Origin of the sequence: Halomonas binhaiensis (assembly GCF_008329985.2) — a bacterium.
Lineage (GTDB): Bacteria > Pseudomonadota > Gammaproteobacteria > Pseudomonadales > Halomonadaceae > Halomonas > Halomonas binhaiensis.
In genome coordinates this window covers 558544-573791 of record NZ_CP038437.2, presented here as the reverse complement: position 1 = coordinate 573791, position 15248 = coordinate 558544, and the positions used below count along the sequence as shown (strand labels likewise).

Here is a 15248-nt window from a genome sequence, read left to right as displayed (position 1 = left end):
ATCCTGGGGTCAGCCGTCGTCGTGGTCAGCGGGGTGTCCCGCCGAGGAATCATGTGTCACGGCTTCGCGCGCACAAGGCGCCGATGCCAGAGGAAAGAGGCCCTGTGCCTCGTCACGGAGGAAACCGCCCTGAACGTGTTGCTCGAAATACTCTCGAGCTTGACGAATGTCGTCCTGAATCTGTGTCTTGAGAGACTCGAAGCTATCGAAACTCATCTCATTGCGTAGCTTGATACAGGGCACCACCGTCAAGTGGCGGTCATAGAGATCTCCGTCATAATCCAGTAGGTGCGCTTCCAGCACCGGGCGCGAGCTGCCTACTGTGGGGCGCCAACCGACGTTGGCCACTGCCGGATAAAATTCTGCCTCACCTTCGATCTGCACCATCACCGCATATACACCGCGCAGCACCAGTGCACCTCGCGATAACAGCAGATTGGCGGTTGGCACACCGATCGTGCGGCCTCGCTGCTGATCTCGCACTACCCGGCCGCGGTAGGCGTATGGGCGGCCCATCAGCCTCGCGGCGGCGGTAAAGTTGCCACAGGCCAGAGTGGTGCGCACCCGAGTACTCGACACACGCTCGTCATCAATACAGAAGGTGCGAGTATGCTCCACCGCAAAGCCATGGTGCTCCCCGGCAACAGACAGCAAGTGGAAATCACCGGATCGATCACAGCCAAATCGGAAATCATCACCCACCACCAGGTGGCGTACACCCAGTCCTTCGACCAGCACCTGATCGATGAATTCCATGGCCGTCAGGCAGCGCAGGTGCTCGTTGAAAGGCAGTACCAGCACTCGGTCTATGCCGCACTCACCAAGCAGGGAAACCTTGTCACGCAAGCGCGTCAGGCGTGGTGGAGCTTGATCACCAGCGAAATACTCCCGAGGCTGGGGTTCGAATACCACAACGCTCACCGGCAAACCAAGCTGGGCAGCTTGATCGCGGCACTGATCGAGAACAGCTCTGTGGCCAAGATGCACCCCATCGAAATTGCCGATGGTCGCCACCGTTCCCCAGCGCTTCTCGCGCAGATTGTGCAAGCCTCGGATGACTTCCATATGTGTTGTCACATCGAACGTAAAGGGATCAGATTATAACGAACCAAGGTGGTGTTGACAGCCGCTCAGGAATCGCTCATCAACCATGCCATTACCCATGCAGGCGGAAGTGGCGTATCCGAACCCCGGTGAACCCCAACCAGGTGAAATACACGGCGGCACCGATGACGACCAGTCCTGCCATCCAAGCTCCACGATGAAGCGCATCCCAAGCCAGCCACTGGTGCCACTCGGGAGCCAGCCACCACAATACTCCACCCATGACCACGCAGCCGCCACCAAGCTGGAAAGCAAAGCGCCCCCAGCCAGGCTGGAACACCAGGACACCCTGACGACGCAGCAACCAGGCCAGCATTCCCGCATTGAGAAACGCCGACAGTGCCGTCGCCAATGCCAGTCCGGCATGGGCCAAGGGCCAGATCAGGATCAGATTGAACACCATGTTGGCCACCATCGCGATGATCCCGACCTTGACTGGCGTCTTGGTGTCATGTCGGGCAAAGAAGCCAGGCGCCAGCACCTTTATCAGCATGAAGGCGACCAGCCCCAGGGCATAGGCACGTAGGCTCATGGAAGCCATGACAATATCGTTGTCCGTCATGGCGCCATAATGAAACAGCGAAATCAGCAATGGCTCGGCCAGAAGCGCCAGAGCCAGTGCTGCCGGCAGCCCTAGCAGCAACACGGCACGCAGCGCCCAGTCCAGCATCTTGCTGAAGTGTTCACGAGACTGCTCGGCATGACGCTTGGACAGTGCCGGCAGTATCACTGTGCCAATGGCGACCCCGAACACACCCAGCGGCAGTTCTACCAGGCGGTCCGAATAGTACAACCAGGACACACTGCCTGCGGTCAGAAAAGATGCCAGTACCGTATCCAGCAGCAAGTTGATCTGGGATACCGAGACACCAAACAGGGCGGGGGTCATCAGCTTGAGTACACGGCGCACCCCTTCATGGGCGAAATTGGGCCAAGGCCGTGGCATCAGTCCCAGGTTCGACAGAAATGGCACTTGAAACAACAACTGGGCAACACCGGCAATCAATACGCCCCAGGCCAGCGCCATGGCGGGCTGTTCCATCAGCGGCGTAAGCAGCAATGCCGCCCCGATCAGTGAAAGATTCAACAATACCGGGGTAAACGCTGGTACGGCAAAGCGATTCCAGGTATTGAGCACGCTGCCCGAGAACGCCGTCAGTGATATCAACAGCAGGTATGGGAACGTCAATCGCAGCATATCTGCTGTCAGCGCCAGTTTCGCCGGATCGCGAGAAAAACCCGGCGCAAACAGCCAAGTGATCCAAGGAGCCAGCAACATTGCCAGCGCAGTGATCAGGGCCAGCACCATCGTCAGGCTACCTGCAACCGCATCCAGCAGCTCACGCACTTCAGCCTTGGTCTTTTGGGTCGAATACTCCGATAGTACTGGGACAAAGGCCTGGTTGAAGGCTCCTTCAGCAAACAGCCGACGCATGAAATTGGGAATCTTGAAGGCAACGAAGAAAGCATCTGCCCCCTGCCCCGCCCCCAGCAGTGCGGCAATCACCACATCGCGCACCAGCCCCAGCATGCGTGACAGCATGGTCATGCTGCCGACCACCAAACCAGAACGCATCAAGCCCCGGCGCGGCGGAGCCACCACACCTTTAGCTTCCGCAGCCATTTCTCTGGCCTCGGATTGTATAGCGTCCGAATCGGACGATGATTGACGACGCTCGTGTGTCACCTTGGAGCCTTCCTTGAGTGCTGCTAGATGAAAACCCTGCCGCTGATCCAGACACAAAAAAACCGGCTGATAGCCGGTTTTTTTCACGGTTTCCGGACGTAACTTCGCCCGGAACCGTCAACAGTGCACCGGCTTATGCAGCCAGAGCCTTAATGCGCTTGTTAAGACGGCTCTTCAGGCGAGCAGCCTTTTTCTTGGACATCACGTCCTTGTCAGCGATGCGGTCGATGACCGGCTGAGCGACCTTGAACTCGGCCATTGCCTGAGCATGATCACCAACGTTGATTGCCTTGACGACGCGCTTGATGTAAGTACGCACCATGCTGCGCTGACTAGCCTTCAGGACACGACGATTTTCTGCCTGACGGGCGCGCTTGCGGGCTTGCTTGCTGTTAGCCACTGACTGTCTCCTTGGAGAAAGTTGTCGTCACCGCCTTGCGATGACTTGATATCTAATTGATCCAACAGGGAAATAAAAAATCCCCGTCGGCCTGGCCATCTGACTGATCGCGTCATCTGCTACGCAATCGTAACGGGCCGTGTCTGAGAGGATGGCGCATCCTATCACACCAAGCTACGCCATGCCATAGATTTGCCCGTTGCCCGTCGTTATCCCCCTCACCTTCCTTTGCCACATTTAATAATATGCGACTACCTCTATAACTACCTCCTTTCTTGGCTGTTCCAGGCACCTCGGGTGCTAACGAAAAAAGCGTGTGCTAGCGTTCATCTGCCCATGGCTGCCCCTCCGGGAGTCCCTTGACTACCTGACTGTGGAGCCTGCCAAGGCCACTGCGAGTGGCGTCCCGCACGGCAGGTTCGCCTCAACGAACCCATGTTTCTCCCCACACCCAACCGGGCCACACATCCGGAAAAATGTGGACGCCAACTCATGCAACTACACCCCAATAATGATTGATGGACCGTGGCTAGGAAGCTGCTAAGCAGCGCAGTCTGGGGCATCTCGCAAGGCGCCTGCCCAAGGCTTCACTAGCGCTGTATGAGGAAAGATGCATGAAACCCAAGCCTTGGAGTACATCTCGTCGAGGCTTCATCAAGGGCTCCTTGATGATGATACCGGCCGTCAGCATCGGCAATGGAGTCTCGCTGACCGCCGAAGCCAATGAGCCACCTGTAGACCTGGGTGACTATCAGCCGACCTTTTTTAACGCCGATGAATGGAACTTCATCCTTGCCGCCTGCGACCGCCTGATACCCAGCGAGGGTGAAGGCCCCGGCGCCCTGGAAACCAATGTCCCGATCTTCATCGATAAGCAGATGGAAGGCGCTTTCGGCCATGCCTCGGACTGGTACATGAAAGCCCCTTTCCAGGAAGATGCTTCGCCACTGTTCGGCTATCAGTCAGCACTACTCCCCCGCGAAGTGTATCGCCGCGGCATCGCCGCAACTCGAACTTACTGCCAGCAACAGTTCAACGAGGAATTCTCGGCCCTGCCGGAGGACAAGCGCGACCAAGTGCTGAGCAGCCTTGAAAAGGGCGATATCCAGTTCGATGACGTTTCTTCCCAGCAGTTCTTCGCTTTCCTGCTGCAGAACACCAAGGAAGGTTACTTCGCCGACCCCATCCATGGCGGCAACAAGCACATGGCAGCGTGGAAGCACATTGGCTTCCCTGGGGCACGCGCCTCTTATCTGGAATGGGTCGATCAGCACAACAAGGCTTACCCGCTCGGTCCGGTCAGCCTGACAGGGGAAAGGGGATAAATCATGGCCAAGACCAATCCACACGTTGACGTCGTTCTGGTCGGCCTTGGCTGGACCAACTCCATCATGGGAATGGAGTTGACCGACGCAGGCCTCAATGTCCTGGCCCTGGAGCGCGGCAAGGATCAGGATACCGTGCCTGACTTCGCCTACCCGAAAATGGCTGATGAGCTGACCTATGGCGTGCGCTACAAGATGATGCAGCGCCCGGCAAAAAGCACCCTGACCGTTCGCCATGGTATCAATGACACCGCCCTGCCTTACCGTCATCTGGGCTCATTCCTGCCGGGCAATGGCGTAGGGGGTGCCGGGACACACTGGAATGGGCACACCTGGCGACCGCAACCTCAGGAACTGCGCCTGAAAAGCTACGTTGAGGAAAACTTTGGCGCGGACATCATTCCTGAAGACATGACCATCCAGGACTTCGGCGTCAGCTACGACGAACTGGAACCTCACTTCGACTGCTTCGAGAAGGTCCTGGGCATTTCGGGCAAGGCCGGCAATCTCAATGGCGAGCTTCAGGAAGGTGGCAATCCCTTCGAGGGATGGCGTTCCAGCGAATACCCCCTGCCACCGCTAGCGCGCACCTACAACGACGAGCTCTTCACTCAGGTTGCCAAGGACCAGGGATTGAGCCCTTTCCCCCTGCCTGCCGCGAATGCCTCCGAGGCCTACACCAATCCCTACGGCATGCAGCTGGGACCCTGTAACTTCTGCGGTTTCTGCGAGCGCTACGGCTGCATCAACTATTCCAAGTCATCGCCACAGACCTGTGTGCTGGGAGCGCTCAAGCAGCGCGAAAACTTTTCCTATCGAGCCAACTGCGAAGTGCTCAAGGTCAATCTCGACAGTGATGGCAAGCGCGCCACCGGCGTGACCTACATCGACGAGAATGGTGATGAAGTCATACAACCAGCGGACCTGGTCGTTCTGGGGGCCTATGGCCTGCACAACGTGCACCTGTTGCTGGTATCCGGCATCGGCAAGCCATATGACCCCATCAGCGGCACGGGTGTTGTCGGCAAGAACTACGCCTACCAGATGACGGGTGGTGCCACCCTGTTCTTCAAGGACAAGGAGTTCAATCCGTTTATCGGCGCCGGCGGCAATGCCACTACTGTCAATGACTATGGCGTCGAGCAGATCGACTTCGGTCGCGAAGGCTTCATTGGCGGTTCCTATCTCAGTGCGGCAATGACCAACGGCCAGCCAATTCGCAACATGCCGCTGCCTAGCGGTTCGCCCAGCTGGGGGGCCGGCTGGAAACAGGCCGTCAAGGATAATTACGGCCATGCCATGTCAGTAGGCTCACATGGCAGCAACATGTCCTATCGTGACTGCTATCTGGACCTGGACCCCAACTACACCGACGATCACGGCCGTCCATTGATGCGCATGACCTTCAACTGGAAGGACAACGACGTGCGCATGACTCAGTACATGAAGCAGAAGATCGAGACCCTGACCAAGGCCCTTGGCCCGGATGACTATCGCCTGTCCTTCAAGGACTTCAACTCCATGTACGATGTGCGCCCCTACCAGACTACCCACAATGTAGGCGGCGCCATCATGGGCACCGACCCTTCCACCAGTGCGCTCAACCGCTACCTGCAGACCTGGGACGTGGACAACGTCTTTGTCATGGGCGCAGGCGCCTTCCCTCAGAACATCCAATACAACCCGACCGGACTGGTTGGTGCCCTGACTTACTGGGCAGCCAAGGCAATACGCGAAAAGTATCTGCCCAACCCCGGCCCGCTGGTTCATGCCTGAGGAGCGCAATGATGAATACCAGACCGTCCCTGCTGACACTCAGCTTGTGCAGCTCTCTGCTCCTCAACGGCATTGCCATGGCAGCAGACAATGATCAGATCGCTCGTGGCGAATACCTCTCCCGTGCTGGCGACTGTGCCGCCTGCCACACGGCGCCAGATGGCAAGCCATTTGCTGGCGGCCAGGCTATCGCCAGCCCCTTTGGGGATATCTACGCCACCAATATCACACCAGACCCCGATACAGGCATCGGCAACTATACGCGCGACCAGTTCGCCCGAGCATTGCGCGAGGGCGTTCGTGCCGATGGCGCCAAGCTGTATCCGGCAATGCCTTATCCGTCCTATGCCAAGATCACGGATGAAGACATTGATGCGCTCTATGCCTACTTCATGAAAGGAGTTGAACCGGTCAACAACACCCCGCAGGAGACTGATCTCAGCTTCCCCTTCAATCAGCGTTGGGGCATTGGCGCCTGGAACTGGATGTTTACCGATGGCAAGTCATTCACACCAGACGCTGAACAGAGCGACAGGATCAATCGCGGCGCCTACCTGGTCCAGGGTCTTGCCCACTGCGGCAGTTGCCATACACCACGCGGCTTGCTGTTCCAGGAGAAAGCGCTGGACAGCAATGAAGATATCTTCCTGAGTGGTACCGACCTCAACGACTGGCATGCACCCAACCTGCGAGGAGGTGGCGAGGGAAGCAGCGACCTGCAAGGCTGGTCAAACCAGGATATCGTCGACTATCTTGCCACCGGCCGTAATGACCACAACGCGGTCACCGGGGAGATGACCTCAGTGGTGGAGCACAGTACTTCACACCTGAGCAAGGATGACCTGCTTTCGGTTGCTGAGTACCTGAAGTCCCTGCCGCGTGAATCAGCAGCTTCATCCTCCAAGCAGAGCTCACCGGGGGAAGACACCACCGCCATGCTGACCGCAGCAGATGTGGGTGAGAACCTGGGGGCACGACTGTACCTGGATAACTGCAATGCCTGCCATCTGGCCAATGGCCAAGGCGCCAAGCAGGTATTCCCATCACTGGTCGGCAACTCTCTGGTCAACGCCAAGGATCCCACTGGACTACTCAATGTGATGCTGGCTGGAGCACGCTTGCCTTCCACCCCCGACAAACCCGAAGCGCTGGCCATGCCTGACTTCTCCTGGCGCCTGTCGGACGAAGAAGCTGCTGAGCTGGCCACATTCGTGCGTAGCGCCTGGGGTAATCACGGCGGTAACGTCAGTGCCGATCAGGTCTCCAAGGTTCGCAGTTCCTTGCCGGAAGATGGCGTTACCAGTGCACCAGACTTCGACGGCTGACCCCTTCGGACTCTGATATCGAGTCACTGAAACCAACGCAGAAAAAACGCCTCGCAAGTATTCCTTGCGAGGCGTTTACGCTGGCCCGATCAGTATCGGTATTTCATGTATCACTCACAAGACAATGAGATTGTCGCGATGAATCAGCTCTGGGGCTTCCATGTAACCCAGCAATTCGGAAATACGTCCACTGGGCTGACCAAGAATCTTGCGCGCATCATCGATGCCATAGTTGACCAGCCCTTTGGCAATACGCGCACCGCTCTCGTCGACGCACACCACCATATCGCCACGCACAAAGCTGCCCTCTGCCTTGCGCACGCCAACCGGCAGCAAGCTCGAACCACTACTGCGCAATACACGCACCGCGCCGTCATCAAGCGTCAGGGTTCCACGTACCTGCAACTGGCCCGCCAGCCAGCGCTTACGGGCTGCCATGGGTGCTTGATCAGGAGTCAGCAAGGTTCCGAGCCTTTCGCCCTTGACCAGGCGGGAGATCACGTCCGGCTGGCGGCCACTCGCTATCACCGTCACCGCACCAGAGCGTGCCGCCAGACGCGCAGCCCGCACCTTGGTGGCCATGCCGCCACGCCCCAAGGCTCCGCCGCCGCCCGCAACCGAGGCTAACCAAGGGTCATCGGCACGACCCTCGTCAATCAACTTGGCATGAGGGTTCGAACGCGGGTCCGCATCAAACACTCCTTCCTGATCGGTCAGGATCACCAGGGCATCAGCCTCAAGCAAGTTCGCCACCAACGCGCCCAAGGTGTCATTGTCACCAAAGCGAATCTCATCGGTAACAACGGTATCGTTCTCATTGACCACCGGTACTACCTTGAGATCCACCAGCGTGCGTAACGCCGAACGGGCATTGAGATAACGCTTACGATTGGACAAATCATCATGCGTCAGCAGAATCTGTGCCGTGATCAAGCCATGACGACCAAAGTGGTTCTCATAGGTCTCGGTAAGCACATTCTGGCCTACCGCCGCCGCAGCCTGCAGCTCATGCACAGTAGAGGGCCGCGCGGCCCAGCCCAGCCGCACCATGCCTGCAGCGACAGCACCAGAAGACACCAGGACCACCTCGACACCGGACTTGCGCAGTGTGGCGATCTGATCGACCCACCCTCCAATGCCATCATCGTCTAGGCCGCGTCCATCATTGGTCAGCAGGGCACTACCTATTTTCACCACCAACCGGCGTGCGCTGGACAGCGCTTCACGCCCGGGAACCTGCTCGATATGCATCCCTTTCACCCGATCACTGATTTACCCAGCGCAGCCCGAGACCTTCCACAATCCTTCAGGGGGCGTATTCAATCTCGACATCATAATCATCATCATCGAAGTCGTCGTCATCGTCTTCATCCCGACGACGCTTGCGACCCAGGCGTGCCTCAGTACGCGCCACCGCCTCTTCTTCCATGCGGCGTCGCATTTCCATCTCGCGCTCCCTGGCCTCTTCATCCTCGTTTTCGAGGGTGCGCTGCTCAGTGAGCCAGCGATAAGCAGCCTGGACCAGAGCATCGGTGCCATCATGGGAAATAGCGGAAATCCGGAACACAGGTCCATCCCAGCCGAGACGGCGCACGATGTCGGCAACTTTCTCTTCGCGCTCTTCCTCCGGCAACAGGTCAAGCTTGTTGAGCACCAGCCAGCGCGGGCGCTCGGCAAGTGCCGGAGAGAACTGTCCCAGCTCATGGACGATGGCCTGCGCAGCCTCGACAGGGTCTGACTCGTCGAAGGGCGCCACATCCACCACGTGGAACAACAGGCGAGTACGCGTCAGATGCTTGAGAAAACGCAGGCCAAGTCCCGCGCCATCAGCCGCACCTTCAATCAACCCCGGTACATCGGCCATGACGAAGTGTTCGTGCATGCCAAGCTTGACCACACCAAGGTTCGGCACCAAGGTGGTGAAGGGATAGTTGGCCACCTTGGGCTTGGCGGCCGATACCGCACGAATCAACGTTGACTTGCCGGCATTGGGCAACCCCAGCAAGCCCACATCGGCCATGACTTTCATTTCCAGGCGCAAGTTGCGCCGCTCACCTGCCGTACCTGGCGTGGTACGACGAGGAGCACGATTGGTCGACGACTTGAAATGGATGTTTCCCAAGCCACGGCGCCCGCCCTGAACGACCTGAACTACCTGGCCTACATCCGTGACATCTGCAATGACTTCAAGGGTATCCTCATCGATCACCGTCGTTCCTACCGGCACCTTGACATGCAAGTCATCACCCGCCTTGCCGCTCATCTGGCGACCCTGGCCGGGCGCTCCATTCTGAGCCTTGTAGAAACGCGTGTACTTGAAATCGATCAGCGTATTGAGTGCATCATCGCCAATCAGGTAAACACTGCCTCCATGGCCACCATCACCACCATCAGGGCCACCCTTGGGCACGTACTTTTCGCGCCGAAAGCTCAGGCAACCACTACCCCCGTTGCCCGCTTCCACGATGATCGAGGCTTCGTCGACGAACTGCATCTGTAATCTCCTGGTGGACACACCACCATACGGAAACGACGCTCAGGTTCTGTCTGAAATGTCTGCGTTCAGCCGTACCGCATTGGGAACGGGCAGTGCTTGATCCGTGTCTGGAACACGGGTAAGCCCTGATGATCGCTCGTCAACTTTTCAGACAGCCCCTCATATGCCTTGCTTCCATGATACAAGAAGGCCCCGCGCTTGGCGGGGCCTTCTTGGGTCGAAACCACTACCTGCTCAGCCCAAAACGACTTTCAGGCCAGGGGACGACCCTCTACGTTCGGGCGGTCTCAGGCAGAGACGACGCTCACGAACTTGCGGTTTTTCGGACCCTTGGTCTCGAACTTGATCACGCCTTCGTTCAGGGCGAACAGAGTGTGATCCTTGCCGATGCCAACGCCAGTACCGGCGTGGAACTTGGTGCCGCGCTGACGCACGATGATGTTGCCAGGAGTTACAGCCTGACCACCGTACAGCTTGACACCAAGACGCTTGGATTCAGAATCGCGACCGTTTCGTGTGGAACCAGCAGCCTTCTTATGAGCCATTGCAAAGTCCTCGCTCGTTAAGGGAATTATCTGCAACGCAGCTTGCCCGGGGGCAAGGCGTCAGGAAACGCTGAATGAATCAGCTATTTCCTCAGGCAGAGATTCCAGTGATTTTAACTTCAGTGAACCACTGACGGTGGCCCTGACGCTTCATGTGGTGCTTACGGCGACGGAACTTGATGATGGTCACCTTCTCGCCACGGCCGTGGGCAACGATCTCGGCAGAGACCTTGGCACCTTCAACCAGCGGAGCACCGATGGTGACGTCGTCGCCATTACCAACCAGCAGAACCTCGTCGAACTCGACGGTATCGCCAGTGGGGATTTCCAGCTTCTCGAGCTTGAGGGTCTGGCCTTCCTGAACGCGGTACTGCTTGCCACCGCTCTTGATAACTGCGTACATGTCTATCTCCAGAAACTCATCGGGGTTGGCTCTTGATCGACCTGTTTCGAGTGGCGCCCCTTTTGACACCATCTGACAGGGAGCATGGATGAGTGGGCCGCGCATTATAACCACCTTCCTCGACATGCACAACCCAACATGCACCGTCAAGCTGTCCCGAACCTCGACGATCATGACCTTATGGCCAGTCTTTCGCCCAACTCTTGATCATGGCTGTCTTGACGCCCCCATGGGGGGCCCATAGCATGACCGGCAACCCAAGAGCTCTGTCGAGTCTGTCCAAAGCCGTCTTTCTACCAGTCGAAGCTGCCTTCATGCCTGCTAACGCCACGTCGCCAAGTACTTCAGCACCCTCACCTATCCACGCCGTGGTCGCCGACGACTTCGCCGCAGTCAATCACACCATCATCGACCAGCTCGCTTCCCGTATTCCGCTGGTCGAGACCATCGGCCAATACATCATTGAAAGCGGAGGCAAGCGGCTGCGCCCGCTGCTGGTGCTGCTGGCGACCCGGGCACTGGACTATCAGGGTGACAAGCACATCACCCTGGCGACACTGATTGAGTTCATGCACACCTCCACCCTGCTGCATGACGATGTTGTCGACGAATCCCATATGCGGCGCGGCAAGGCCACGGCCAACGATGCCTGGGGCAATGCGCCTTCGGTGCTGGTAGGCGACTTTCTTTATTCACGCTCGTTCCAGATGATGGTGGAAATAGGTTCCATGCGTATCATGGAGGTCCTCTCCAGCGCCACCTGTACCATTGCCGAGGGTGAAGTACAGCAGTTGACCAATGTCGGCAACCCCGACATCAGCGAAGCAGACTACTTCGAGACCATTCAGGGCAAGACCGCCATGCTGTTCGAGGCGGCCTCTCACTGTGGCGCCATCCTGTCGGCAGCCACTCCCGAGCAGGAACAGGCCCTGGCCGCCTATGGTCGCTACCTGGGCCTTGCCTTCCAGCTGATTGACGACCTGCTCGATTACCAGGGCGACGCCAAGGCCATGGGCAAGAACGTCGGCGATGACCTTGCCGAAGGCAAGCCGACTCTACCCTTGATTCAAGCCATGGCAGCAGGCACACCTGAACAGGCCAAGCTGATTCGCCGCGCCATCCGCAAGGGTGGGCTTGACCACCTGGATGAGGTGCTGGCCATTATCGATGCCACCAGTGCCCTGCAATACACCCGCGAGAAGGCAGAGGAAATGGCTGACAAGGCCCTGGCCGAACTCGAGCACCTGCCCGAATCCCCCTTCCGTGATGCCATGGCGGATCTCGCCAAGCTCGCTGTCGAGCGTGAGACCTAAACCACCCAGGCATTGGCTCTCACTCGCCAGTGGTGGATATCGCTAACGCCCCGGCGCAAAGGGAAAAAAATCGCGAACCTGCCTTGTTGAGGCTTGCAATGACAAAACGGATCCGTATACTACGCATCCGTTGAGGCAAGGCCTCGGCAGAAGTCGGAGTATAGCTCAGCTTGGTAGAGCGCTGCCTTCGGGAGGCAGAGGTCGTAGGTTCGAATCCTGCTACTCCGACCAAAGAATTCAGTAAAACGGCCACTTGCGCATCATCGCAGTGGCCGTTTTTCGTTGCTTTTCACACGTAGCTCCACACAGCAACCGCCTTCCATGCATTGCTTCAACAGGCTTCGATCTCGCTGAGAATAGTGCCGCGCATACGAAACCATTCAGAAGCATTGTCGCCCCGCGGGCAGCGCCAGCAGATGCTTGATTGCCATACCTGCATTAACGAAAACAATGAGCTGATGAAGCCTATTTCTCCATCAACGCTTCCTCTCTGTGGGCAGGTAGGCCGCCTCTCATTACCAGGCACGTGGTGGTGGCATAAGCAAAGATCTTGTCATCACCATTGACCAGGGATCCTTTTGCCAGGACAACCCTTCCCCCTCGGTGAACGATTTCTCCCTGGGCTCTCAGCATTCCACTTTTCACTGATACTGCCCGAACATAATTGACTTTGATTTCAATGGTCGTGCACATTTGTGAGCCACGCAATCCTGTTGCGACGGCAGCACTCATGCAAGCATCCATCAGCGCTGCTACCCAACCGCCCTGAATAGAACCATTAGGATTGACATATCCTGCATCAGGCATCCCTTCAAACACCACCATATCGGGTGATACTCGAGATAATGCAAACCCCATGGTACTCCATGCATTCGGCGGTTCTGATGTTCCACTATGTATATCGTGGAGCCAGTCTAGCCAAGGGAGTTTTATATCTTCAGATATACATGCTTCCCTCAGATCTTGAGACGGTACGGATGACCCGTTCATTTTGTTTCTCCCTGTGATATTTAATGTCTTTCCTTTGACACCAGGATTTAAGGTAATTTTTCCCATCTCAAATAAGCGTCGACACGAACCTCGGGATCCCAGGGAACAGGTATCCCTATTGCCGACAAGACCAGAAGTCCATCTTCCCATTCGACAAAGCGCTCCTGCCTGGTCCCTACCCACTCCTGAGACCAGGCCGTTTCCACTAGCGTACTCAGCCTCTCGCCATCGAAGGAGTAGCTTCCCCCATAGGCAATAGCGGTATCGAACATAGCCGACTTCTCATGACTATGGGGATCGCGTAACTTACTGTCTGCCATCAAGACAGCTGACATTTTTTCACGACTAAAAGAAATGAACCCGCTCGGATTTTCACCAAACCCGGTGAACTCTCTATTGATTCCCGCTTCTTTCATCTGAACTGATCTAAGACAGTACATACCTTCAAGAGCATGATGACTGTTCATACGTCTTCCTTTATTTGAAAGCCAAACAAACAGGCTTCAAGATAGGCATGCACCAAGCCAAATTTCCAACAATAATTTTCACTTAATATATCAGCAGGGTAATTTTATAACGTCTTACCGTAATGTTAAGTTACTACGCCACACATATCTCAAATGAAAATATAACTCCTGGAGAACAATAATTTATTTTATTTCTTCAATTCAACGCGATATTACACTTACCCTATGTCTCACTGCCAGCTGTCCTGAAGACACCTTCATGAGTGGTAGCGCTATAAGCATCCGTACAGGATGATTACTTTTCCAAGATATCCCGCCCAAGGCGTGAGCACGCTTCCTGTCGGTGTGTGAAAAGAAATCTCGATACTTACCAACTAAGGTGGAATGTCACCTCTTGATGTAACCGGTTACATATACAAAGGCATGTCCTGTAGGAAAGCCTCGCCCCGCTTCACCTATGCTTGTCCTGCTTTCACATCGGAGACTCACATGGCGCAACATCCCATCAGCAGGCGCTGCCTGCTGCGCAATACCCTGACCAGCTCTCTTGGCCTGGCTGCCCTTGGCTCCTTGAAGGCACAGGCATTAGATGCCCGGGATACCGGCGATAATGTCAGCGACAGTGGAGCACTGAAAGGCAACATTCATCATTCCGTTGCCCGATGGACATTCGATGACCTATCACTGGAAGAACTCTGTACGCTCGTCCGCCGTATCGGGTTTTCCGCCATTGACCTGGTGGGTCCCAGTGAATGGCAGATCCTCAAGCGTCATGGCATCGACTCGTCCATGTGCAATGGGGCCGAGCCCAACCTGGAAGATGGATGGGGCGACAGGCAATTTCATTCTGCCTTGACCGATAGTTACCACAAGCATATCGATCTGGTGAATGAAGCTGGCTACAAGAATCTGATCTGCTTCAGCGGCAATGCTCGAGGCATGACCCCGGAAGATGGTCTGAAGAATGCCGAGCAGGGATTGAAGAGAATCCTGGGTCAGGCCGAGCAGAAAGGCGTCATCCTGCACATGGAACTATTCAACAGCAAGATCAATCACCCCGACTATCTGTGCGACAACTCAGCCTGGGGGATAGAGTTATGCAAGCGACTCGACTCGCCCAATTTCAAGCTCCTGTATGACATCTACCACATGCAGATCAGCGAGGGCGATATCATCCGGACCATTCGCGACAACCACCAGTATTTCGGCCACTACCATACGGCAGGAGTCCCTGGAAGACACGAGATCGATGACAGCCAGGAGCTAAACTACCCCGCCATCATGAAAGCTATCCTCGCGACGGGATTCACAGGCTATGTCGCACAGGAATTCATCCCTGACAGAAGCACCGCGGAAGACAAGGCGCGTTCACTGGAAGAGGCCATTCATATCTGCGACATCTGAAAAGAGCCCTCA

Annotated in this window: 14 protein-coding genes and 1 tRNA gene; 6 read left to right on the top strand and 9 right to left on the bottom strand. The window is 56.6% G+C overall.

Annotated features, from left to right (window positions below; genetic code table 11):
• Nucleotides 1–9 precede the first annotated feature (9 nt).
• The 3 genes from ribF to rpsT all read right to left on the bottom strand — a co-directional run bounded on the left by ribF (nt 10) and on the right by rpsT (nt 3191).
• Nucleotides 10–1065 (bottom strand): bifunctional riboflavin kinase/FAD synthetase, encoded by a 1056-nt coding sequence (ribF, locus tag E4T21_RS02545; RefSeq protein ID WP_149283229.1) that lies wholly within the window; start codon nt 1063–1065, stop codon nt 10–12.
• A 91-nt stretch (nt 1066–1156) separates the two neighbouring features.
• Complete coding sequence (gene murJ / locus E4T21_RS02540) at nt 1157–2728, bottom strand: murein biosynthesis integral membrane protein MurJ (protein WP_149283227.1); 1572 nt, start codon at nt 2726–2728, stop codon at nt 1157–1159.
• Nucleotides 2729–2924: 196 nt separating this feature from the next.
• A complete protein-coding gene (gene rpsT / locus E4T21_RS02535) occupies nt 2925–3191 on the bottom strand; it encodes a 30S ribosomal protein S20 (protein ID WP_149283225.1) in 267 nt (88 codons plus the stop codon).
• A gap of 614 nt (nt 3192–3805) precedes the next feature.
• On the opposite strand from rpsT, the gene E4T21_RS02530 reads away from it, so the two are divergent.
• From E4T21_RS02530 to E4T21_RS02520, 3 genes are read left to right on the top strand one after another with little or no spacing between them, the layout of a single operon-like run.
• Nucleotides 3806–4516 carry a gluconate 2-dehydrogenase subunit 3 family protein gene (locus E4T21_RS02530; protein ID WP_149283223.1) on the top strand — a complete coding sequence of 237 codons (711 nt, stop codon included), beginning with the start codon at nt 3806–3808 and terminating at the stop codon, nt 4514–4516.
• Nucleotides 4517–4519: 3 nt separating this feature from the next.
• Nucleotides 4520–6292 (top strand): GMC family oxidoreductase, encoded by a 1773-nt coding sequence (locus E4T21_RS02525; RefSeq protein WP_149283221.1) that lies wholly within the window; start codon nt 4520–4522, stop codon nt 6290–6292.
• An 8-nt stretch (nt 6293–6300) separates the two neighbouring features.
• Complete coding sequence (locus E4T21_RS02520; RefSeq protein ID WP_240349267.1) at nt 6301–7617, top strand: cytochrome c; 1317 nt, start codon at nt 6301–6303, stop codon at nt 7615–7617.
• A 114-nt stretch (nt 7618–7731) separates the two neighbouring features.
• Here the strand turns inward: E4T21_RS02520 and proB are convergent, their stop codons facing one another.
• The 4 genes from proB to rplU form a co-directional block, all read right to left on the bottom strand.
• On the bottom strand, nt 7732–8868 hold the full coding sequence (proB, locus tag E4T21_RS02515; RefSeq protein WP_149283219.1) for a glutamate 5-kinase: 1137 nt from the start codon (nt 8866–8868) through the stop codon (nt 7732–7734).
• Nucleotides 8869–8923: 55 nt separating this feature from the next.
• The gene (gene cgtA, locus E4T21_RS02510) at nt 8924–10111 is read right to left on the bottom strand and encodes an Obg family GTPase CgtA (protein ID WP_149283217.1); all 1188 of its coding nucleotides are present in this window, start codon (nt 10109–10111) and stop codon (nt 8924–8926) included.
• A gap of 290 nt (nt 10112–10401) precedes the next feature.
• Nucleotides 10402–10659, bottom strand: a complete 258-nt coding sequence (gene rpmA / locus E4T21_RS02505; protein WP_149283215.1) for a 50S ribosomal protein L27 — start codon at nt 10657–10659, stop codon at nt 10402–10404.
• 91 nt (nt 10660–10750) lie between these two features.
• Nucleotides 10751–11062, bottom strand: coding sequence for a 50S ribosomal protein L21 (gene rplU, locus E4T21_RS02500; protein WP_149283213.1), 312 nt, complete (start codon nt 11060–11062; stop codon nt 10751–10753).
• Nucleotides 11063–11376: 314 nt separating this feature from the next.
• Between rplU and ispB the strand changes: the two genes are divergently transcribed.
• The gene (gene ispB, locus E4T21_RS02495; protein ID WP_149286999.1) at nt 11377–12375 is read left to right on the top strand and encodes an octaprenyl diphosphate synthase; all 999 of its coding nucleotides are present in this window, start codon (nt 11377–11379) and stop codon (nt 12373–12375) included.
• 154 nt (nt 12376–12529) lie between these two features.
• Nucleotides 12530–12606, top strand: a tRNA-Pro gene (locus tag E4T21_RS02490).
• A 234-nt stretch (nt 12607–12840) separates the two neighbouring features.
• Here E4T21_RS02490 and E4T21_RS02485 read toward each other — a convergent pair.
• Together E4T21_RS02485 and E4T21_RS02480 are read right to left on the bottom strand one after the other, a co-directional pair.
• Nucleotides 12841–13365, bottom strand: a complete 525-nt coding sequence (locus E4T21_RS02485) for a PaaI family thioesterase (RefSeq protein WP_187775088.1) — start codon at nt 13363–13365, stop codon at nt 12841–12843.
• A gap of 47 nt (nt 13366–13412) precedes the next feature.
• The gene (locus tag E4T21_RS02480) at nt 13413–13832 is read right to left on the bottom strand and encodes a lipocalin-like domain-containing protein (RefSeq protein WP_149283209.1); all 420 of its coding nucleotides are present in this window, start codon (nt 13830–13832) and stop codon (nt 13413–13415) included.
• Nucleotides 13833–14321: 489 nt separating this feature from the next.
• Here E4T21_RS02480 and E4T21_RS02475 point away from each other — a divergent pair, with 489 nt between their 5' ends.
• Nucleotides 14322–15236, top strand: a complete 915-nt coding sequence (locus E4T21_RS02475; RefSeq protein WP_149283207.1) for a hydroxypyruvate isomerase family protein — start codon at nt 14322–14324, stop codon at nt 15234–15236.
• Nucleotides 15237–15248: the final 12 nt, after the last annotated feature.